10 protein-coding genes are annotated in these 21,455 nt (G+C 72.4%); 1 reads left to right on the top strand and 9 read right to left on the bottom strand.

What is annotated here, in order from left to right; genetic code table 11:
• Positions 1-7: 7 nt before the first annotated feature.
• The 9 genes from ACPOLB_RS18375 to ACPOLB_RS18335 all read right to left on the bottom strand — a co-directional run bounded on the left by ACPOLB_RS18375 (position 8) and on the right by ACPOLB_RS18335 (position 19,893).
• Complete coding sequence (locus ACPOLB_RS18375) at positions 8-2,314, bottom strand: hypothetical protein (protein WP_425257465.1); 2,307 nt, start codon at positions 2,312-2,314, stop codon at positions 8-10.
• Between the two features lie 130 nt (positions 2,315-2,444).
• The gene (locus ACPOLB_RS18370) at positions 2,445-3,662 is read right to left on the bottom strand and encodes an HlyD family type I secretion periplasmic adaptor subunit (protein ID WP_425257464.1); all 1,218 of its coding nucleotides are present in this window, start codon (positions 3,660-3,662) and stop codon (positions 2,445-2,447) included.
• The gene (locus ACPOLB_RS18365) at positions 3,652-5,904 is read right to left on the bottom strand and encodes an ATP-binding cassette domain-containing protein (protein WP_425257463.1); all 2,253 of its coding nucleotides are present in this window, start codon (positions 5,902-5,904) and stop codon (positions 3,652-3,654) included. The genes ACPOLB_RS18370 and ACPOLB_RS18365 overlap by 11 nt, the downstream gene beginning before the upstream one ends.
• A gap of 5 nt (positions 5,905-5,909) precedes the next feature.
• A complete protein-coding gene (locus ACPOLB_RS18360) occupies positions 5,910-7,181 on the bottom strand; it encodes a TolC family protein (protein WP_425257462.1) in 1,272 nt (423 codons plus the stop codon).
• Positions 7,175-9,739: a sulfotransferase gene (locus tag ACPOLB_RS18355; protein WP_425257461.1), complete on the bottom strand. Its 2,565-nt coding sequence runs from the start codon at positions 9,737-9,739 to the stop codon at positions 7,175-7,177. Before ACPOLB_RS18355 ends, ACPOLB_RS18360 begins: the two co-directional genes overlap by 7 nt.
• A complete protein-coding gene (locus ACPOLB_RS18350) occupies positions 9,736-17,397 on the bottom strand; it encodes a cadherin domain-containing protein (protein WP_425257460.1) in 7,662 nt (2,553 codons plus the stop codon). Before ACPOLB_RS18350 ends, ACPOLB_RS18355 begins: the two co-directional genes overlap by 4 nt.
• 254 nt (positions 17,398-17,651) lie before the next feature.
• Positions 17,652-18,485 (bottom strand): Crp/Fnr family transcriptional regulator, encoded by an 834-nt coding sequence (locus ACPOLB_RS18345; protein WP_425257459.1) that lies wholly within the window; start codon positions 18,483-18,485, stop codon positions 17,652-17,654.
• A gap of 112 nt (positions 18,486-18,597) precedes the next feature.
• Complete coding sequence (locus ACPOLB_RS18340) at positions 18,598-19,398, bottom strand: Crp/Fnr family transcriptional regulator (protein WP_425257458.1); 801 nt, start codon at positions 19,396-19,398, stop codon at positions 18,598-18,600.
• Between the two features lie 66 nt (positions 19,399-19,464).
• Positions 19,465-19,893: a YciI family protein gene (locus tag ACPOLB_RS18335; protein WP_425257457.1), complete on the bottom strand. Its 429-nt coding sequence runs from the start codon at positions 19,891-19,893 to the stop codon at positions 19,465-19,467.
• Positions 19,894-20,096: 203 nt separating this feature from the next.
• Between ACPOLB_RS18335 and ACPOLB_RS18330 the strand changes: the two genes are divergently transcribed.
• Positions 20,097-21,434, top strand: coding sequence for a cyclic nucleotide-binding domain-containing protein (locus ACPOLB_RS18330; RefSeq protein WP_425257456.1), 1,338 nt, complete (start codon positions 20,097-20,099; stop codon positions 21,432-21,434).
• The last annotated feature ends 21 nt before the right edge of the window (positions 21,435-21,455 follow it).

The following is a 21,455-nucleotide window of genomic DNA, read 5'->3' as shown; positions in this document are numbered from 1 at the left end:
GGCGGGCTCAGGCGCGCGTACGGACCTGTTCGAGTTCCTCGGCGCCCAACGGTGCCTGGCGCCGGTAGGCTTCGCTGAAGACCTTGCCCATGTCGTCGGCGCTGCGCACGTACAGCGTCGGCGCGAACTTGCCGTTCGGGCCGTGCGGGTCGACCGGCCCCTTGCCGTCGCCGTCGACGCTGCGCTCGAGCTCCGGCACGCCCTGCGCATCGGTCGTGATCCTGAACAGCGGCGAGCGCCCCACGGTCTCCTTGCCGCCGCCGGTGTCGACCTGCACCACGCAGGTCTTGTCGGCGCCGTACAGCGCCACCGCCGAACGGATCAGGCTGGCGTCGCTGCCGTCGATCTTGCCGCCCTTCTCGTAGTAGGTGTCCACCGGCACGATGACGTGCGGCGTGACCTCGCGGCCGCCGGCCTGGCGCTCGATCGACTGGCGCACGTAGCCGCCGAGGAAGTTCACCGTGTCGTCCAGGCTCATCTTGCGGATTTCGCCGTACGAGTGGCCGTCGGCCTCGAGCACCGCCTTCAGGTCGATGCCGAAGTTCTTGTGCAGGTCGGTCGCGACGGCGTCGAGCACCGGCATCGCCTTCTGCCCCGTGACGGCGAACTGCCACTCGGTCGTGAATTCCGGGCGCTTGCCCTGGGCGTCGAGCGGCTTCATCGCGGCGACGGTGTCGCCCGGCGCCGACGGCGTGTGGTGCAGCTTCACGAACTGCCCCATGTCCAGCTGCGCCACCAGCGCCGAGAGATCGCGCTCGATCTCGCCCTGCAGGTCGGCGTAGGTCCTGCCCGGGTGCGTCTCGCTGGTGCGCACGGCCATCTCGGCGATCATCTTGTTGGGCACGATGACCGACGGGATGTCGGGGTTCGCGAAGATCGAGCTCTGCCAGGCTTCGCGCGCCTCGCGCGACAGCCCGTATTCCTCGGCATACACGGCCACGAGCTCGCCGACCTTGCCGGCCACCACCGACATCGCCTGCTGCTGCACCGGGCTCAGGCCGATGGGCGTGGCGGTGCCGGCCTCGTTGAGCGTCGTGCCGCCGCTGTACACGCGCACGTTCGGCGCGTCGACGATGCCGGGCGGGATCGGCGTCGGCAGCGTGCGGCCCTGCACGCTGCGCGCGAACGAGGTGACCAGCTCGGCCGAGTTCTCGAAGGCCCGCGTGCCGTGCGAGCCGAAGGTGTTGAAGACGATGGCCGGCGCACGGACGTTGGCCGGGAACTCCCCGCCCCGCGCGTTGCGCTGCGACACCTGCTGCCAGAAGTCGACCGATTCGGCCGAGAAGAAGCGCGCCGACAGCCCTTCCACGTAGTCGAGCTTGACCGCCTGCGGGTCGCTGCTGCGCAGCACCTGCTGCTGTTCGGGCGTGATCTCCACGGTGCGCTCGTGCGTCCGCGCCTCGGCGCCCTGGCCGGTGCGGTAGCGCACCACGGCCATCGGCGGCCCGGCGTCGCCCGGCTGCGCGTGCACGCCGAGCAGCTGGCCCGGCAGGGCTTCGGGCAGGCGCAGGTGGAAGCGCTCGACCGCGCCGCCAGGACGGCCACCGACCTCGACGTCGATGCCCTGCTGGCCGTAGGAAGCTGCGAACGGGCCGTCGATGTCGGAGTTCATCGCCGTGGTGTGCAGTCCGCCGGCCTTGATCGTGCCGGTCCACACGGCACCGTCGATCTCGACCTCGGCCTTCACCGGCGGGATCTTCACGCCCTGCGCGAACAGCGCCGACACGTAGTTCGTGGCACGTTCGATCGTCTTGGGCTGCGCGCCGTCGACGAGCAGCGGGTGCTTCGGATCGAACTTCGCCAGCAGCGCCTCGTCGTCGCGCTTGCCGGCGATCAGCAGCGTGGTGAGCTGCATCGGGTCGATGTCCAGGCCCTGCGCAAGGCGCACGATGTTGCGCGCCGCCAGGTCGTTGTTGTCACCGACGATGCCGCGGTGCGTCAGCAGGTTGCCCACCGCCTGCACCACGTTGTAGCGGCGCGGCGTGGCGCCCTGGAAGCGCTCGGCGGTGATGCTGCCGTCCTGCACGCCCTGCGCGACCGCGCGCACGACCGGGTTCATGTTGCGCTCGAAGGCCTGCGCCAGCAGGCCCGACGAACGCCCGAACTCCAGGTGCGTGGGCGGCCGCGCGGCGGCGGCCGCCATCGCCGCGCTGGCGCGGGCCGCCGCGCCGGGACGCTGCGGCACCGGCACCGTGGTCTCGCCCAGCCGCGACGGTGCGCTCGTCGAGCGGTGCGGGGGCGGGCTGGTCGCCGCCTGCGGGGCGGCGGGCGGTTGCGGGGGCGTGCTGCGTTGGGTGACGGGCGTCGTGGCCATGCGGGAAGCTCCGGTTGCGTGCAGGTGCAGGGCCTCTCGACCCCGGACCCGCACTGTCACCGTCGCTGCCGCTGCGCACCGCACAGGCCGCGAAGTCCTGTGCCGGCAGGCGAAGTCGGCTGCCCGCCCGTCAGCGTTCGCCGAACGACTCCGACACCGTCTTGCGCAGCGGCTTGAGCAGGTAGTCCATCAGCGAGCGCTCGCCGGTGCGGATGTCCACCTGCGCCGTCATGCCCGGCAGGATCGCGAGTGCACGGCCGGTGGTCGACATCACCGGTTGCGCCTGCGGCGCGATGCGCACGCGGTAGTAGGTGTCGGTGCCGCGCTGCGTCTCTTCCTTCAGCGTGTCGGCGCTGACGTAGATCACCGTGCCGGCGACGCCGCCGAAGACCGTGTAGTCGAAGGGATCGAAGCGGATGGTCGCCGGCAGCCCCGGGCGCAGCCGGCCGATGTCGGCCGGGCGCACCTTGGCCTCGACGATCAGCGCGTCGTCCACCGGCACGATCTGCATGATCTCCTCGCCCGCGCGCAGCACGCCGCCCACGGTCGTGACCCGGATGTTCTTCACGATGCCGGCCATCTGCGCCGTGAAGACGCTGTCGCGCTGCTCCTGCTGGCGCTTCGTCAGCACCTGCGTGCTCTGCGCCATCTCGTCCTCGACCTTGGCCAGCTCCACGCGCGCGTCCTCGAGGAACTTGTTGCGGCGGTTCACCAGCCGCGCCTCGGCTTCGTTCAGGCCGCGCTGCGCGCGCAGCAGTTCCGCACCGCTGGCGTCGCCGTCGCGGTGCAGTTGGTCCACCTGCGCCAGTTCCCTGCGGGCCAGGTCCACCGCCACGCCCAGCGTGCGCAGCTCTTCGTCCAGGCCCACGCGGCGCTGGCGGAACAGGGCCTCCTCGACGCGGGCCGTGTCGGGCGAACGCCGCAGCAGGTCGCGCTTGAATTCCAGCCGCTCCTGCGCCGTCACCTCGGCCTGCAGCCGGATGGCCTTGCCCTGCAGCGCGAACACACGCGCCTCGGTCTCGCCGACCGAGGCGCCGAAGCGGGTCTGGTTCAGCCGCGCCAGCAGCTGCCCGGGCTGCACGCGGTCGCCTTCCTTCACCAGCAGCTCGGCCAGCACGCCGCCGTCCACGGCCTGGATCAGCTGCACGCGGCTGCTGGCCACGACCTCGCCGCCGGCCTTGGCGACCTCGTCGATGCGAAAGAACATCGCCCACGCGATGAAGCCCAGCACCGCCACCAGCGCGCCCAGCAGCAGCCCGCCGTGGCGGCGCCGGTGGAAGTTCTCCAGCCGCTGCACCTCGGCCTGCGCACGCCGCGCATCGGCGGCAGCCAGCTGTTCAGACCACATCGAGCACTCCTTGCGGCAAGGCCGGCACCCGCGGCATGGCCGGCGCCGGGCGCACGGCTGTCGCGGCGGCGGGCTTCACGGCTTTCGGGGCCTGGGCCTGCGCCGCCCGCTGCGGCAGCACCTGCTGCGGCGTGCCGTCGGCCACGACCGCGCCCTGCTGCATCACCACCACGCGCGTGGCCAGCTGCAGCGCCTGCATCGGGCGGTGCGTGGCGACGACCAGGATGTCCTCGGGCCCCAGCGCCGCCTGCAGCTGCTGCCACGCACGGGCTTCGCTTTCGGCGTCGAGCGACGCGGTGGGTTCGTCCAGCAGCCACACGCGCGGCGCGCACAGCATCAGCCGCGCCAGCGCCACCAGCTGCCGCTGGCCGCCCGAGAGGCCTTCGCCGCCTTCGCTGATCGGCAGATCCAGGCCCAGCGGGTTCGCCGCGGCGATGCCGTCGACACCCAGTTCGCGCACCACGCGCAGCAGCTGCGAGTCGCTGGCGGTGCCCGACAGCATCAGGTTGCTGCGCAGCGTGCCCTTGAACAGGTGCACCTGCTGCGGCAGGTAGCCCACCTGGCCGGCCACGGCCTGCGGGTCCACCTCCCAGAGGTCGGCGTCGCCCAGCCGCACGCGGCCCGCCGTCGGGCGGTACAGGCCGGCCAGCAGCTTCAGCAGCGTCGACTTGCCGCAGCCCACCGGGCCCAGCAGCAGCACGCGTTCGCCGGCACGGAACTCCAGCGCGTCGATCTGCACCTGCTGCAGCGGCGACTCGGGGTAGGCGAAGCGCAGCTGCTCCACCGCCACCGCGGCCGGCGGCGCATCGGGCAGCAGCAGGTGCTGGCCGGCACGGCGTTCGCCCGGCAGCGCCAGCACGCGGTGCACCATCTGCAGCGCCTGTGCCACCTGCTGCCACTGCGCCAGGTACTGCACGCTCTGCGCGATGGGCGCGATGATGCGGCCGCCCAGGATGCTGCAGGCCACCAGCCCGCCCATGCTCAGGAGGCCGGCTTCGATCTGCCACACGCCGACCACCACCGCCGCCACGTAGGCCACCGTCGACAGGCTGCCGGTGCTGACAGTGGACAGGCTGGTGATGGCCTTCTGGCGGATGGCGTGGCCGTCGATGGCGCCGGTGACGGCCTGCCACTCTTCGGCGAAGCGCCAGCCAGCGTTGCCGGCGCGGATGGACTCGGCGCCGCGGATGGTGTCGACCAGCAGGCCCTGGCGCTCGTTGCTGCGCTGCTGCAGCTGCTGCGACAGGCGGCGCAGCCGCCGCTGCGTGGTGTAGCCCAGCAGCAGCGCCACCGGCAGCAGCAGCGCGTAGACCCAGCCCACCGCGCCGCCCAGCACCGCGATGCAGGCCAGGAACAGCAGCGCGAACGGCAGGTCCACCAGCGCGAACACGATGCCCGCGCTGAAGAACTGCCGCACCGCGTCGAGCCCGCCCACCTGCGCCGCCAGCGTGCCCAGGCTGCGCGGCTGCTGGTCCAGCTGCAGATGCAGCAGGTGGCCGAAGACCTGCTGCGAGACACGCTTGTCGACCGCGCAGGCGACGCTGTCGAGGATGCGCGCGCGCGTGATCTTTAGCGCCCAGTCCAGCGCCAGGATCAGCACCATGCCCGCCACCAGCGTGCTCAGCGTCGCGTAGGCCAGCGTGGGCACCACGCGGTCGTAGACCTGCATCGCGAACAGCGAGGTCGCCACGGCCAGCACGTTCACCAGCAGCGTGGCCACCAGCACCTGGCCCAGCCAGCCGGGCTCGCGGAACAGCTCGCTCCACACCAGGCGCGCGGCCAGGTTGCCGTGCAGGCTGGGGGTCTGGGCGGCAGCGCCGGCCGCAGCCGGCGGCGGCCGCAGCCACACCACCTGCGCGTCGTGCAGCGCGTCCTGCGTGCAGGCGGCGGTGCTGCCGTCGGCGCCGGTGAGCACGATGTCGCCATCGGCGGCGCGGTCGGCCAGGAACCAGGCGCTGTCGTGCCACACCAGGGCCGGCAGGCGGCGCAGGTCGAAGCGGCGCCAGCCCAGCTGCAGCGGCGCCACGCCCTTCAGCCCCGCCTGCAGCAGCACCTGGCGCAGCCACTCGGCCGGCTGCAGCTGCGGCAGCGTGTGGGTGCAGCGCGTGCAGGCCTCGGCCAGCGCCTGCGCGTCGGCCGGCAGGCCCAGGCGGTCCAGGGTGCGCTGCAGCAGGGCGGCGTCGATGCGCGGCAGCGGCTGCGGCTGCGGCTGCGGTTGGCCTTGGGGATGGGGAGCGTCCATGCGTGTCATTCCCGGGCGGCTGTGGTCGCGGCGCCCGCCGCCGGCGTGCCCGCCAGCGTGTCGAGGCCGCCGATCAGCGCCGTGAGTTGCAGCGACTGGGCCAGCCAGTCGCTGTCGGCCTGCACTTGCTGCAGGTGTTGTTCGCTGGCTTCGCGCTGCATGTTCAGCAGGTCGAGCCAGCTCTTGGTGCCGGCTTCGTACTGGCGCCTGTACGACTCCAGCAGCGCCGCCAGGTCCTGCAGCGAGGCCGCCTGCGTGGCGATCAGCGCCTGCAGCGCCTGCCGGTTGGCAAGCAGCCGGCGCACGCTGCGGCTGGTGTCGTTGCGCAACGCCAGCAGGTCCTGCTGCGCCGCTTCCAGCTGCGACAGCGCGGCGGCGCTCTGGCCGCGCACGGCACCGCCCAGGCCGTCGAGCGCGGCTTCCACGACCACGCTCACGCGGCTGTCGCGCGCCATGCCGGGCTGGTCGCGCCAGTGCTCGGCCTGCAGGTACACGGTGGGCATGGCGGCGGTGCGCGCCTGCGCCACCGCGGCGCGCGCGCGCTCCACCTGCTGCTCCTTCAGCGCAACCTCGGCGCTGCGGCCGAGCGCCATGTCCAGCACCGCTTCGGCGCCGGGCAGCGCCGTCAGTGCTTCCGGCACGGGCTGCCCGGCCGCCACGGGCTGCTGCGTCCAGGCCAGCAGGTCGCTCTGCGCGACTTCCAGCTCGCCGGCAAGGCGCTGTTCGCGCGCACGGGCCTGCGCCAGCCGCGTGGCGGCCAGGTTGACGTCGGCGCGCGAGGCCAGCTGGCCACGTTCGCGGCGCTGGATCTGGTCGAACAAGGCCTGGTGCGCCTCGGTGTTGTGCTGCGCCAGCTGCAGCCGGCGCTGGCTGCCCAGCACCGCGGCATAGGCCAGCGCGGTGTTCTGCAGCAGCTCGCGCTGCACGCGCCGCAGGTCGGCACGCTCGACCTCGGCGTCGGCATCGGCGTAGGCCAGGGCGTTGTCGATGCGGCCGAAGGCCCACAGCGGCTGGCGCGCGCGCAGCGTCACCGGCGTCGTGCCGCCGCCGGCCTGCGCGCCGGAGCTGCGTTGCGCCAGCGCCGACAGCGACGGGTAGCGCTGGCTGCGCACCGCCTCGCCGACATGCTGCTTGGCGTCGACCTGCGCCTGCTTGCCGCCGACCACCGGGTGCAGCCGCAGCGCCATGCGCAGCGCGGTTTCGATGCCGGCGGGCTGCTGCGCGTGCGCGCTGGCCGTGGCCAGCCACAGCAGCGCAGCCAGCAGCGTCTTCACCACGCGGCGTCCTCCAGCGGCGTGTCGGCCGGCACCGCCTCTGCATCGCCCGCCGGCAGGCCCGCCAGCGCCCGCGCGCGCGCCAGGTCGTCGCGCCAGCCGCGGTTCCACGGGCAGCGCTGCACGGCCTGCTCCATCTGCGCGATGCCCTCGGGCAGCCAGCCCTTGTGCACGTCGATCAGGCCGACCAGGAAGGTCGCCGCCGCGTGGCCCGGGACATGGTGCAGCAGCTGCTTGAAGCAGCGTTCGGCGTCGTCGAGCTGCCGGGCGCGGTAGTGCGCCACGCCGCGCTCCAGCAGCCCGGGTTCGGGCAGCGTCAGCATGTCCGTGATGGGCTGCCAGCCGATCTTGCGGTTGGTGGCGCGGATCAGCGGCGCCAGGTGCTTGGCGTAGCGTGTCCACTTCGCGGTGGAGCTGGTGTAGATGGGCTGGCGCACCTGCCAGACCGAGGCCGTCTTCACCGGGCGCTGCAGTGTGTTGAACGCCAGCACGCCGGGCTCCCAGTCCACGCCGATGTAGCGCAGCAGCCGGCGCGCCGCGGCCTCGGTGCCGGCCACCACGTCCTCGTACTGCACCTCCAGGATCTCGCCCGGGAACAGTTGCTGCCAGGTGTGCATCAGCAGGTTGTGGTCGGCCAGCTGCTCGCCGATCCAGTCGAGGTCGTACGCGAAGCCCATGCCGCCGTGCTTGGCGCCGTAGTCGGTGCAGTAGTTCGACAGCGCGATGTCGCGCGGGTCGCGCCGCACCGAGATGATCTTCGCGTGCGGGAACAGCAGCTTGATGAGGCCGATGTTCTCGAAGTTGTGCGGCAGCTTGTCGACCACGTGGCGGGCGTCGGGCGCAAAGGCCTGCAGCTCCTGCAGCACCTGGCCGGCGATGCCCGACAGCACGCCGGGCGCCAGGTCGTCGACACAGTCGGGGTAGCGGCGGCCCGAGCCGGTGCGGCGCTCCCAGCGCTGCAGCGTCGCGATGACACGCGGGATCAGCCCCAGTTCGCCGGCACCGTGGATCTGGCTGTGGCCGGCCAGGATCTGCTCCACCAGCGTGGTGCCCGAACGCGGCATGCCGACCACGAACACCGGCACGCTGCTCGGCAGCCCGCCGCTGCGGTGCTGGTACAGCTCGCGCGTGAAGGCATGGCGGATGCGCGCGCAGTGCTGGCGGTGCGCCACCGGGTCGTAGCGCAGGTGGTGGCGGCTGGCGGCATTGGCTTCGTCGGCGAGCGCGAAGGCGCGGTCGTGGTCCTGCCGCTGTTCCCACGCAGCGGCCAGCTGGAACAGCAGCCCGGTTCGCACGCTGCCTTCCAGGCCCGGCATGCGCGCGGCCTGCTCCAGGTGCTCCAGCGCCGCGGCGTCCTGCGGGAAGCGGCGCGCGTTGATCAGCGCCGCCAGGCCCTTGGCCGGGTCCAGCAGGCGCAACTGCTCGAAGCGGGCCACGGCCTCGTCGATGCGGCCCTGCTGCATCAGCAGCTGGCCCAGGCCGTGCAGGGCCGGCGCCAGGTCGGGCTGCTGCGCCAGCAGCGCCTGGTAGCGCGCCTCGGCCTGCGCCAGCTGCTGCTCCTGCACCTCCACCGCGGCCAGGGCCAGCAGGGCCTGGGGGTGCGGCGGTTCGGCCTGCTCGAGCGCCTGTTCCGCGGCGAGGCGCGCGGCGGCGTCGTCGTGCTGCAGGCAGGCCGCGGACAGGCGCACCCACAACGGCAGCGTGTCGTGCCCCTGGGCTTCGGACAGGTGGATGGCGCGGCGCAGCAACGCAGCGCCCTGCTGCGCCCGCCCTTGCACCAGGGCCAGCTCGGCGCGCTGCAGGCACAGGCCGATGTGCTCGGGCGCGTGCTGCTGCGCGTCGCGCAGCAGGTCATCGGCCTGCGCATGGCGGTCCTGCGCGGCCAGCCGGTGGCTGCAACCCAGCACCAGCGTGCACCAGTCGTCTTGGGCCAGCTGCATGCGTTGCTCGGCCAGCCAGGCTTCGGCCGCGGCGTGCTGGCCGCCGGCCAGCCAGATGTCGAGCTGCAGGCCGCGCAGCTGCTGCTGCACCTGCTGCCGGCGCTCGGGCGAGGCGTCGGCGTGCTCGCCGGCCCACCGCGCGCAGGCCTGGTCCAGGCTGTGCTGCGCCGCCGCCGGCATGTCGGCCAGCAGCTGCAGGCGCAACAGGTTCAGCAGCACCGGCAGGCGCGGCTCGGCCGCGGCGCTGCGCGCGTACAGCGCGCGGGCGTCGTCGGGGCGGCCCTGCTGCATGCGGCACCAGCCCAGCCGGGCCAGCAGCAGGCCGTGTTCGCCGGCTTCGGGCGCCGCCGCTTCCAGCAGACCCGCAGCGGTGTCCAGGTCGTGCAGGGCCAGGTGCACGGCGGCGAGGTCGATGCGCGTGGCCAGATCCAGTTCCGGCGCCGTGCCGTCCAGCGCCGCCAGCGTCTGGCGCGCCGCCTCGGCGTCGCCCAGATGCGCCTGGGCCAGCGCCAGCAGCACCTGTTCGGGCGCCGAGCCGCAGCCGGCCAGGCAGGCGTCGCGCAGCGCAGCGAAGGCCTGCTGTTCGGCCCAGCCGCGCAGCAGCTGCAGCGGCTGGCTCACTTCAGGCCCTGCGAGGTCAGGATGCCGACCGGCATCGCGGTCCTGTAGACCGCGCCGAGGGCCGAGCCCGCATTGGGGTTGCTCGCCCAGCCGCCTGTCCACAAGTCCACGTTGGCACCCCAACCGTCCGGCGCGTTGCGCCTGAGGGTGCCGTTCTGCATCTGCGTCACCGCGATGGTGGTGCCCCCGTACCAGTAGATGTAGTTCACCCCGGCGTAGTGGTTCGCGACCACGCCACTGGAAGGGTTCCTGACGCTGCTGCCGCTGCCGACCAGCACGATGCGGTCGTCGGTCCCCAGGTTGCCGGCGCCGGTCCACTGGCCCCAGCTGTCGGTGGCACCCGGCCCGTTGCCATCGGTGCTCAATGCCGACGCGTTGCTGTTGACGCGAACGTAGATGGTGTACGCAACACCCGACTGGAAGGCGCGGCCGCTGTGGTCGGAGCTGGTGCCTTCGACCAGGTCGAACACCACCACCGCCGTGTCGACCGCGCTGGCGGTGGTGAAGTTCAGCGCCGTGCTGGTGCTGATGCCGGCGTAGGCATTGCCGGCCTGGTCGGTGAGCACGCCGCTCGCCAGCTGCACGTTGTAGGACGTGCTGAAGTTCAGGTTGGTGGTGGGATTGATGGTGACCGTGCTGCCGCTGACCGTGACCTGGCTGCTGTCGGTGACGGAGATGGTGCGCGTGTCGCCCGCGCCGTTGCTGATGACGATGTTGCCGCTGCCCGCCAGCACCGTCTCGCCGAAGTTCAGCACGATGTTGTTGCCCACCGCCACCGCCGTGGCGTTGTCGGCCGGCGTGCTGGAGGAGAGCGTGGGCCCCGTGGTGTCGACGAGGTGGCTGGCGTTGTCGGCCACCGACCCGTGTGTCAGTGTCGCGTCGTTGCCCGCCGCGTCGCGCAGCGTGCCGCCATTGAGCTGCAGCGCGTTGGCGCCGATGGCGATGCCGTTGGCGTCGGTGTCGCCGCTCTGCACCGTGTAGCTGAAGACCAGCGCCGTGCTGCCGCTGCCCGAGGCGTAGCTGGCGTAGACCGTGCTGCCGCCGACGTTCAGCGCCACACGTGGCGTGCCGCCGGTGGTGTTGACGACGGTGGCCTCGTCCATCGTCACCGTGACGTTGACGACGTCGCCTGCGTTGAGCCGGCTGTTCTGTGCGCCGGAGGCGCTGCTGATGGCCACGCTGCTGACGCCGGGCGCGAGTTCGTCCAGGTCGTTGATGGCCAGCGACACGGCCTGCTCGGTGCTGTTGCCGGCGGGGTCGGTGGCGACCACCGTGAAGGCGTAGCTGGCCTTGGTCTCGTGGTCGGGGTTGCCCGTCAGCGTGACGGCACCCGTGCTGCCGTTGATGCTGAACAGCGCGTGGTCGCCCGTGGCCTTCAGGCTGTAGGTCAGTGTTGCCGCGTCGCTGGCGGCCGCGGTGTAGACGACCTGGCCGCTGCCGCTGTTCTCGTCGATGGCCGTGGCGGTGCCGCCCGAGCTGAAGCCGGGCGCCGTGGTGTCGACCAGGTAGCCGGCGTCGTCGCCGACGGCACCATGGCCGATGCTGGCGGCGTTGCCGGCGGCGTCGCGCAGCGTGCCGCCGTTGAGCTGCAGCGCGTTGGCACCGATGGCGATGCCGTTGGCGTCGGTGTCGCCGCTCTGCACGGTGTAGCCGAAGACCAGCGCGGTGCTGCCGCTGCCCGCGGCGTAGCTGGCGTAGACGGTGCTGCCGCCGACGGTGAGCGCCACGCGCGGCGTGCCGCCGGTGGTGTCGACCACCGTGGCCTCGTCCATCGTCACCGTGACCTGCACCACGTCGCCCGCGTTCAGCGTGCTGTTCAGCGCGCCGGTGGCGCCGCTGAGGGCGATGCTGGCGACGCTGGGCGCGGTCTCGTCGCTGATGTCGTTGATGGCCAGCGTGACCGCCTGCTCGCTGGCGTTGCCGGCGGCATCGGTAGCGACCACCGTGAACGCGTAGCTGGACCGCGTCTCGTGGTCGGGGTTGCCGGTCAGCGTGACCGCACCGGTGCTGGCGTCGATGCTGAATGCCGCGTGGTCGTCCACGGCCTTGAGGCTGTAGCTGGTGCTGCCGGTAGCGACGTCGCCGGTGTCGGTGCTGGTGGCGGTGTAGACCACCTGGCTGGCGCCGCTGTTTTCGGTGATGGCGGTGGCCGTGGCGCCGGAGGTGATGGTGGGCGCCACCTCGTCGAGGTCGTTGACGGACAGCGTCACGGCTTGTTCCGTGGCGTTGCCGGCGGCGTCCGTCGCGACCACGGTGTAGGCATAGCTGGCCTGCGTCTCGTGGTCCGGGCTGCCGGTGAGCGTCACCGCACCGGTGGCCGCGTTGATCGTGAAGAGCGCGTGGTCGTCCACGGCCTTCAGGCTGTAGGCGACACCTCCGCTGACGTCGCCCGCGTCGGTGCTGGTGGCGGTGTAGACCACCTGGCTGGCGCCGCTGTTTTCGTCGATGGCGGTGGCGGTGGCGCCCGAGGTGATGGTGGGCGCCACCTCGTCGAGGTCGTCGACGGCCAGCGTCACGGCTTGCTCGGTGGCGTTGCCGGCGGCGTCGGTGGCGACCACCGTGAAGGCGTAGGCCGTCTGCGTCTCGTGGTCCGGGTTGCCCGTCAGCGTGACGGCGCCGGTGGCGGCGTCGATCGTGAACAGCGCATGGTCGTCCACGGCCTTCAGGCTGTAGCTGGTGCTGCCGGTGGCGACATCGCCGGTGTCGGTGCTGGTGGCGGTGTAGACCACCTGGCCGGCGCCGCTGTTCTCGTCGATGGCGGTGGCCGTGGCGCTGGAGGTGATGGTCGGCGCCACCTCGTCGAGGTCGTTGACGGCCAGGCTGACGGCCTGCTCGGTGGCGTTGCCGGCGGCGTCGGTGGCGACCACCGTGAAGGCGTAGGCCGCCTGGGCTTCGTGGTCCGGGTTGCCGGTCAGCGTGACGGCACCGGTGGCGGCGTTGATCGTGAACAGCGCGTGGTCGCCCGTCGCCTTCAGGCTGTAGCTGGTGCTGCCGGTGGCCACGTCACCGGTGTCGGTGCTGGCGACCGTGTAGACCACCTGGCCGGCACCGCTGCTTTCGTCGATGGCGGTGGCGGTGGCGCCCGAGGTGATCGTGGGCGCCACCTCGTCGAGGTCGTTGACCGACAGGCTGACGGCTTGTTCGGTGGCGTTGCCGGCGGCGTCGGTGGCGACCACGGTGAAGGCGTAGCTCGGCTTCGTCTCGTGGTCCGGGTTGCCGGTCAGCGTGACGGCACCGGTGGCCGCGTTGATCGTGAACAGCGCGTGGTCGCCACTCGCCTTCAGGCTGTAGCTGACGCCACCGCTGACATCGCCGGCGTCGGTGCTGGTGGCGGTGTAGACCACCTGAACAGCGCCGCTGTTCTCGGCGAGGGCCGTGGCGGTGGTGCTGGAGGTGACGGTCGGCGCCACTTCGTCGAGGTCGTTGACGGCCAGCGTCACCGCACGCTCGCTGCTGTTGCCGGCGGCATCGGTCGCGACGACGGTGAAGGCGTAGCTCGGCTTCGTCTCGTGGTCGGGGCTGCCGGTCAGCGTGACGGCGCCGGTGGCCGCGTTGATGGTGAAGAGGGCATGGTCGCCTGTGGCCTTCAGGCTGTAGCTGGTGCTGCCGACAGCGACGTCGCCGGAGTCGGTGCTGGTCGCCGTGTAGACCACCTCGCCGGCGCCGCTGCTCTCGGTGATGGCCGTCGCTGTGGCGCCCGAGGTGAAGCTCGGCGCCACCTCGTCGCGGTCGTTCACCGACAGGCTGACGGCCTGCTCGGTGGCGTTGCCTCCGGCATCGGTGGCGACCACCGTGAAGGCGTAGGCCGCCTGAGTCTCGTGGTCCGGGTTGCCGGTCAGGGTGACCGCGCCGGTCGCCGCGTTGATCGCGAAGAGGGCGTGGTCGCCACTCGCCTTCAGGCTGTAGCCGACGCCGCCGCTGATGTCGCCGGTGTCGGTGCTGGTGGCGGTGTACACCACCTGGCCGGCGCCGCTGCCTTCGTCAAGAGCGGCAGCGGTGGCGCCTGACGTGATCGCCGGTGCGGCGTCGTCCAGGTCGTTCACGGCCAGTGTCACGGCGCGCTCGGTGGCGTTGCCGGCGGCATCGGTCGCGACGACGGTGAAGGCGTAGCTCGGCTTCGTCTCGTGGTCGGGGTTGCCGGTCAGCGTGACAGCACCGGTGGCCGCGTTGATGCTGAACAGCGCATGGTCGCCACTCGCCTTCAGGCTGTAGCTGACGCCACCGCTGATGTCGCCGCCGTCGCTGCTGCTGGCGGTGTAGACGATCTGGCCGGCGCCGCTGCCTTCGGCGATGGCGGAGGCCGCGGCGCTGGAGGTGAAGCTCGGCGCCACCTCGTCGAGGTCGTTGACGGCCAGCGTCACCGCACGCTCGCTGCTGTTGCCGGCGGCATCGGTCGCGACGACGGTGAAGGCGTAGCTCGGTTTCGTCTCGTGGTCGGGGTTGCCGGTCAGCGTGACAGCACCGGTGGCCGCGTTGATGCTGAACAGCGCATGGTCGCCACTCGCCTTCAGGCTGTAGCTGACGCCGCCGCTGACATCGCCGGCGTCGGTGCTGGCGGCCGTGTAGACCACCTGACCGGCGCCGCTGTCTTCGGCGATGGCGGCAGCGGTGGCACCCGAGGTGAAGCTCGGTGCCACCTCGTCGAGGTCGTTGACGGCCAGCGTCACCGCCCGTTCGGTGCTGTTGCCGGCCGCGTCGGTGGCAATCACCGTGAAGGCGTAAGTCGGCTTCGTCTCGTGGTCCGGGTTGCCGGTCAGCGTGACCGCGCCGGTGGCGGCGTTGATCGTGAACAGCGCGTGGTCGCCACTCGCCTTCAGGCTGTAGCTGACGCCACCGCTGACATCGCCGGCGTCGGTACTGGCGGCCGTGTAGACCACCTGACCGGCGCCGCTGCCTTCGGCGATGGCGGAGGCCGCGGCGCTGGAGGTGAAGCTCGGTGCCACCTCGTCGAGGTCGTTGACGGCCAGCGTCACCGCCCGTTCGGTGCTGTTGCCGGCCGCGTCGGTGGCAATCACCGTGAAGGCGTAAGTCGGCTTCGTCTCGTGGTCCGGGTTGCCGGTCAGCGTGACCGCGCCGGTGGCCGCGTTGATGCTGAACAGCGCATGGTCGCCACTCGCCTTCAGGCTGTAGCTGACGCCGCCGCTGACATCGCCGGCGTCGGTGCTGGCGGCCGTGTAGACCACCTGACCGGCGCCGCTGTCTTCGGCGATGGCGGCAGCGGTGGCACCCGAGGTGAAGCTCGGTGCCACCTCGTCGAGGTCGTTGACGGCCAGCGTCACCGCCCGTTCGGTGCTGTTGCCGGCCGCGTCGGTGGCAATCACCGTGAAAGCGTAAGTCGGCTTCGTCTCGTGGTCCGGGTTGCCGGTCAGCGTGACCGCGCCGGTGGCCGCGTTGATGCTGAACAGCGCATGGTCGCCACTCGCCTTCAGGCTGTAGCTGACGCCGCCGCTGACATCGCCGGCGTCGGTGCTGGTGGCGGTGTAGACGATCTGGCCGGCGCCGCTGCCTTCGGCGATGGCGGCAACGGTGGCACCCGAGGTGAAGCTCGGTGCCACCTCGTCGAGGTCGTTGACGGCCAGCGTCACCGCCCGTTCGGTGCTGTTGCCGGCCGCGTCGGTGGCAATCACCGTGAAAGCGTAAGTCGGCTTCGTCTCGTGGTCCGGGTTGCCGGTCAGCGTGACCGCGCCGGTGGCCGCGTTGATGCTGAACAGCGCATGGTCGCCACTCGCCTTCAGGCTGTAGCTGACGCCACCGCTGATGTCGCCGCCGTCGGTGCTGCTGGCGGTGTAGACGATCTGGCCGGCGCCGCTGCCTTCGGCGATGGCGGCAGCGGTGGCACCCGAGGTGAAGCTCGGTGCCACTTCGTCGAGGTCGCTGACGGCCAGCGTCACCGCACGCTCGCTGCTGTTGCCGGCCGCGTCGGTGGCAATCACCGTGAAGGCGTAGCTCGGCTTCGTCTCGTGGTCGGGGTTGCCGGTCAGCGTGACAGCACCGGTGGCGGCGTTGATCGTGAACAGCGCGTGGTCGCCACTCGCCTTCAGGCTGTAGCTGACGCCGCCGCTGACATCGCCGCCGTCGGTGCTGCTGGCGGTGTAGACGATCTGGCCGGCGCCGCTGCCTTCGGCGATGGCGGAGGCCGCGGCGCTGGAGGTGACGGTCGGCGCCACTTCGTCGAGGTCGTTGACGGCCAGCGTCACGACCTGCTCGCTGCTGTTGCCCGCGCCGTCGGTGGCGACCACGGTGAAGCTGTAGCCCGCCTGCGCCTCGTGGTCGGGCTGGCCGCTCAGCGTGACGACGCCGGTCGATGCATCGATGCTGAACGCGGCGTGGTCGTCCACCGGCTTCAGGCTCCAGCGCACGGCGCTCGCGTCCACGGCGCCGGCGGTGTAGACCCCCCGCGGCGCGGCCACGCCTTCGTCGACGGCAGGGGCGGCGCTGCCGGAGCCGATGGCGGGGGCGAAGGTGTCGATCAGCACCGCCAGGCCGCCTTCCAGCGCGCTCCCGGTGTCGACCACGGCGCGCTCGGCGCCGTCGACCACCAGGGTCTGCGCGGCGTCGTCCAGCGTCGCCTGGTCGCCGGTCAGCGTCAGGCCGGCCAGCAGTGCGTCGATGGTCTGCTGGCTGTCGCCGCCGTTGCCGGCATCGGCCCCCGACAAGGCGGCCAGCACGGCACCGTAGAGCTCGCCCTGGCTCAGGCCATCGGCGGGGTCGTAGCTGCCGCCGTTGGTGGGCGCCACCGGCACGGCCTGCAGCGCGTCCAGCCCGAACAACTGCGCGATGGCGTGGTTGGCGTTGTCCACCGCCTCGGCGCTCAGCGGGAAGCCACCGGCCGTGTCGCTGGCGGCGTGGTGGGCCAGCGTCGTCAGCGCGTTGATGTTGATGACCACGGTGCTGTTGGGCACCTGCACCACGGTGCTGCTGAACAGCGTGGCGTTCAGGTCCTTGCCCGCCGCCGTGGACTCGTCGAGATAGTCGGCTCCGTCGCTGGCGTCGAACACCTGGGCGATGACGACGCCGGTGTAGGCGCCGACGTCGACCGTGAAGCTGCCGTCGGCCGCCACCTTGGCGTCGCCCAGGCGCGTCACGCCATCGGCCTGGAAGACCACGACGGTGAGCCCGTTGCCCGTGACCACCGGGCCGCCGACCACGGTGCCCGTGACCAGCGACCGCGCCACAGGCGCTGCACCGGCGTCGCTGCCGCCGAAGGTGACGGCCACGCCCGCCAGGCCCAGGCCGCCCAGCGCCAGGTGCATCGGCATGGCTCCGGCGGGCGCGTCGTCCCCCGCGCTCCAGACCGTGCCTGCGGCGCCGGACGCCGCCTGCACCGGCGTCGCGGCCGTGACCTCGGTGCCGCCGAGCGCGGCGCCGGCCTGCGTGGCGTCGGCGCGGGCCTCGGGCAGGAAGACCGCCTCGGGCACGGCGTAGAAGCCTGTGATCTCGACGTCGGCGTCGGTGCCCTGCAGGTCGACGACGAGCGTGCTGCCCTTCTGCTTCAGCACCAGTCCCTTGGGCGCTGCGCCGGTGGCCAGGTCGATGACGGCATAACGCACCCCGGGCTGCGCCGCCTGCACGTGCGCGCCGTCCAGCACCGTGCGACGCCAGCTGCCGTCGGCCAGATGTTCGATGAGCTGGAGCGGGCGGCTGGAGGTGGCTTGCATGGTCTGGTCGGTGATGCCCGGTGCGCAGGCGGGATGTGGGGACAGGGGTGTGCGTGCAGGCACGCGCGCCATCGCAGGCGCGACTGCGCATGGCGCAGGGCGCGCGCGAACGACGGCACGGGCTTCACGGCCATGCTAGGTCGCCACCCCTGGGTGGCACGCGCACAAGTGAGCCCGGAAGACCGGGCTTTTCGTGCGCTCACGCCTCCACGCGGCCGGCGGCGGCGTGGGGCCCGCGCCGGGCACGCGCGCGTTCAGGCCGTGGCGTGGCGCCCGGCGTCCGACACCGCGATCCCGACGGTCTTCGGGTGCAGCCGCACGCTCGACGGCAGTGCCGCGGCAGTGCCGGCGACCGCCGCCGCACGCGGCCAGGCGGACGCCCCGTTGCGCAGCCGCGCGTACGCGCGCTCGACGACGCCGTAGCACTCGCAGCAGTGCTGCTCCAGCCCGCGCCGGTCCAGCACGCGCAGGTGACCGCGGCTGTAGCGGATCAGGCCCTGGCGCTGCAGTTCCAGCGCGGCGCCGGTCACGCCTTCGCGGCGCACGCCCAGCATGCCGGCGATGCGTTCCTGCGTCACGCGCATCTCGTCGCCGACCTGGCGGTCCAGGTGCTGCAGCAGCCAGCGGCACAGCTGGGGCGCCAGGCTGTGGTGCCGGTGGCAGGCCGAGGTCTGCGCCATGTGCGTGAACAGGGCCTGCGTGTAGCGCAGCAGTTGCTGCATCACCGGCTCGACGTCGCGCGCCAGGTCGGCGATGTCGCGTGCCGGCATGCGCCAGGCCTGGCCCGCGCGCTGCACCACGGCGCTGCTGAGCGCAGTGCCGCCGCCCATGAAGGCGCACACGCCGGCCAGGCCTTCGCGGCCGACCACCGCCACCTCGGCGCAGGCGCCGTCGCGCAGCGCCGAGACCAGCGACACCACGGCCGTGACCGGGAAGTACACGTGGCGCAGCACGGTGCCGGCCTCGTACAGCATCGTGCCGGCCTCCAGATCCACCAGCTCGATGCGGGCCTGCACCACGGCCGCGGCCTCGGGCGGCAGCGAGGCCAGCAGCTGGTTGTCGGGCAACGGATGGTGGTGGGTGTGCAAGGCGGGCGTCTCGTGGGGGACCCCGGCGGGGTCGACAGGACGCAATCTAGGGGCCGCCCCGGGATTCCCCTGTGTCGAAAGACACAGGCCCTGGCCAGGGGGCGGCGTGCCCTCAGACCAGCGGGCGCGGCGGCGGCCGGCCGTCGCCGTACAGGTCGGCCAGCCGCGCCATCGCCTTCACGTCGCGCAAATGGAGGCGGCCATCGGCGATGCGGTGCAGGCCGCGGCGCTCGAGCTTGCGCAGCGTCTTGTTGGTGTGCACCAGCGACAGCCCCAGGCCGTCGGCGATGTGCTGCTGCGTCAGCGGGAACGGCACGCCGCCGGCCCCGGCGTCGCCCTGCAGCGCGGCGGCGCGCTTGAACAGCAGGATCAGCATCGAGGCGATGCGCTCCTCGGCGCTGCGCCGGCCCACCGACAGGAGCGTGTCATCGACCATCGACTCCTCGTGCGCCGTGAGCCAGGTGACGTTGAAGCCCATCATCGGGCTGCGGCGGTGCAGCTCCCACAGCGAGTCGCGCTGGAAGACGCAGAACAGCGCGTCGGTCAGCGTCTCGACCCCGTGCGCCGCGGCGTCGCCCATCTTCTGCTGCACGCCGATGAAGTCGCCGGCGAGCAGGAAGCTCAGGATCTGCCGCCGGCCGTCGCTCAGCGTCTTGTAGCGGAAGGCCCAGCCCTGCAGCAGCGTGTACAGCGGCGCGTCGGTCTGGCCTTCGTGGATCAGCGACTCGCCGGCGCCCAGCCGGCGCTCGCGCCGCTTCAGCGTCTGCACCAGGTCCAGCTCGTCGCCGGTGGGCTCGTGGAACAGCGGCAGCGCGCGCAGCGGGCACTGGCGGCAGGCCGTCTCGGCGTCGGGCGGCACGGCGACGGACGCCGGGGCGGATGCGGGGGCGAGGGCGGGGGCGGGGGCGGACATGGCCGAGTGTGGGGCATGCGCCCACCGGCCTGCTGGTCGCGCCGGCCGCACGCGCCCGCAGCGGCCTCAGCCGCGCCGCTTGATCGCGGCGAGCTCTTCGCGGATGAGACGCTCGGCGTCCTCGGGCGGGAGGTCGACGCCGCCCATCAGCGGGCGCACCTCGATGCAGCAGGGCTGCCCCGGGAACGGGGCCGGAAAGCGCCGCGCCCAGGCCAGTGCGTCGTCGCGCGACGGCACGTCGATCAGCGTGTAGCCGGCGATCAGCTCCTTGGTCTCGGCGAACGGGCCGTCCAGGACACGTGCCTGTCCACCCGCGTCGTAGTGGACGCGGAAGCCCTGGCTGCTGGGCTGCAGGCCGGCACCGTCGAGGAGCACGCCGGCCTTGGCCATCTCGTCGTGGAACGCCATCATGCGCGCCACCAGCGTCGGGTCGTCGGGGAACTCTCCCGCCTCGCTCATGGCGGTGGCGCGGACCTGGATCATGTAGCGGGTCATCGGCAAGACTCCTGAGGCTGTGGATGCAGCACGACGAGCGGCGGTGCGGGCTTTCGACAGCGCGCCCCTGCACGTCCCCCCAGGGCGGTCGGTTGCGCTGGCGCCGGTGCGGCCGGCGCCGGCCTCTAGCCGTGCGCACCGCCGCTGGCAAGCGGGGGAAGACGCGCAGACCGGCGAGCCCGGAGGTGCTTAGAGTGGCCCGCATGAAGCCCAACTTCGAACTGCCATCGCTGCCCGCATCTCCCGGCAAGGTGGCCACCGACCTGCACGACAGCGTCGCCAGGCTGCCCGCCCACCTGCAACCCGGCGACGATCCGCTCACCGTGCTGTTCGAGGCGGGCCAGCGCATCGAACTGCGGACCGGGGACTGGCTGTTCCGGCGGGGCGACACGGGCCGCAGGCTCTTCGTCGTGCGCAGCGGCTCGCTGGACGTCGTCGTGCAGGGCGTCGACGGACACGAACAGACGCTGGGCCGGTTCGGCCCGGGCGGCGTCTTCGGCGAGGTGTCGTTCCTGCTGGGAGGCGGACGCTCGGCCTCGGTGCGGGCGCACGAGCGCAGCGTGGTCGTCGGCATCGACTGGGCCGAGGGCGACGCCGCGGCCAATGGCCGGCTCGGGCTGGCACTGGCCGCCGTGCTGGCACAGCGCCTGCGATCGAACAACGCGCTGCTGCTCGACCTGCTCAGCGACGATGACGGCGGCGCCGCGCCGGCCTCGCAGGCAGTCGTGACCACCAGCCCGACGCTCACCGCCGACCGGCCCCAGGTGGTCGTGCGCGACGAGGTCGGCCTGTCCGACCTGCGCGACATCATCGACGGACGCGTGCTCGCCGTGCGCGTGCCCGGGTGGTACACCTCGCGCCAGTGCCAGCAGCTCTGCCGCCGGCTGCTGCGGCACCCGGGGTTCTCGCGCTACAGCATCGCGCCCGACGTCGGTGTGCAGCGCGTGGGCTACTCGTATTTCGAGACCCGCGGCGACACCGAGCGGCTCGACCACTACTTCGACCAGGCCGTGCCCACGATCGCCGAGATCCGGCGGGTGTGCGCGCCGCTGCTGATCCCCATCGACCGGCTGCGCCTGGAACTCGACGAGCACTGGCCCGGCGGCGCCGGGCTGGCCAGCCTCGGCGGGCGCAAGATGTTCGTCGGCACCTCGCGTCTCTTCGAGGACGGGCACAGCCTGCCGCCGCACCAGGACATCCTGGCCCGCGAGACCAGCGACGAGGTGGCGACACGGCTGCTGGCGCAGATGACGGTCAACGTCTACCTGCGCACGCCGCGCGGCGGCGGCGAACTGGAGATCTGGGACCTGATCCCCGACGATGCGCAGGTGGCCGAGCTGTACACCGGCGACTACGACTTCCTCGACAGCAGCAAGCTGCCGCCGTCCGCGGTGCTGATCAAGCCGGGCGTGGGCGAGCTCATCCTGATGCTGTCCAGCCGCGTGCACGCGGTCCGCGCCTCCAGCGGCGGCCCGCGCGTGTCGATGTCCTGTTTCGTCGGCAGCACCGGCGAGTCGGAGCGGCTGGTGCTCTGGAACTGAAGCCCGGCCCCGGCCGGCCCG

The organism is Rubrivivax soli (assembly GCF_049810355.1).
Taxonomy (GTDB): domain Bacteria; phylum Pseudomonadota; class Gammaproteobacteria; order Burkholderiales; family Burkholderiaceae_C; genus Rubrivivax.
This window is presented reverse-complemented; position numbering and strand designations above follow the sequence as displayed.

Coding starts and splice junctions, on each gene's coding strand:
- ACPOLB_RS18375 (WP_425257465.1), bottom strand. CDS start 2,314: ATGGCCACGACGCCCGTCACCCAACGCAGCACGCCCCCGCAACCGCCC.
- ACPOLB_RS18370 (WP_425257464.1), bottom strand. CDS start 3,662: ATGTGGTCTGAACAGCTGGCTGCCGCCGATGCGCGGCGTGCGCAGGCC.
- ACPOLB_RS18365 (WP_425257463.1), bottom strand. CDS start 5,904: ATGGACGCTCCCCATCCCCAAGGCCAACCGCAGCCGCAGCCGCAGCCG.
- ACPOLB_RS18350 (WP_425257460.1), bottom strand. CDS start 17,397: ATGCAAGCCACCTCCAGCCGCCCGCTCCAGCTCATCGAACATCTGGCC.
- ACPOLB_RS18340 (WP_425257458.1), bottom strand. CDS start 19,398: ATGTCCGCCCCCGCCCCCGCCCTCGCCCCCGCATCCGCCCCGGCGTCC.
- ACPOLB_RS18335 (WP_425257457.1), bottom strand. CDS start 19,893: ATGACCCGCTACATGATCCAGGTCCGCGCCACCGCCATGAGCGAGGCG.
- ACPOLB_RS18330 (WP_425257456.1), top strand. CDS start 20,097: ATGAAGCCCAACTTCGAACTGCCATCGCTGCCCGCATCTCCCGGCAAG.